1 pseudogene is annotated in these 434 nt (G+C 31.3%); it reads right to left on the bottom strand.

Annotated features, from left to right (window positions below):
• Positions 1-434, bottom strand: a pseudogene (locus tag ACF91D_RS32030) (hypothetical protein); the annotation flags it as partial.

Here is a 434-nt window from a genome sequence, read left to right on the forward strand (position 1 = left end):
GTTCAGGTGTTAATTGTTTGTTAATTGCATCTGTACCAAGTTGAGTAGAATCGTTATACGGATTAACATTATCAGGATTTTCTTCTATAGTTTCTTGTAAAGTTTTATCTTTGATATTTTGAGATTGCTGTTGATTTACTTGATTTTGAGATTGTTGCGCTTGTTGACTGTTTGCCTGTTGTTGATCTTCGGTATCTTGTGTTGCATTATCATGTGTTGCATTATCTTGTTGTTGATTGCTTGTGTTATCAGCTACTTGTTTATCACTTTCATCATTCTTTTTCTTAGTATCATCTGATTTCTTCTTATCTTGTTTCTTAGGTTCTTCCTTTTTCTCTTTGTCAGATGACGTCGTTTCTTTCTTATCTTCTGACTTACTTTCTTCTTTATTTCCACAAGCTGCTAATACTAAAAAACTAGCTAAAATTAAAAAT

This window comes from Staphylococcus sp. 231237_7MaSpsaltlick (genome assembly GCF_043107035.1).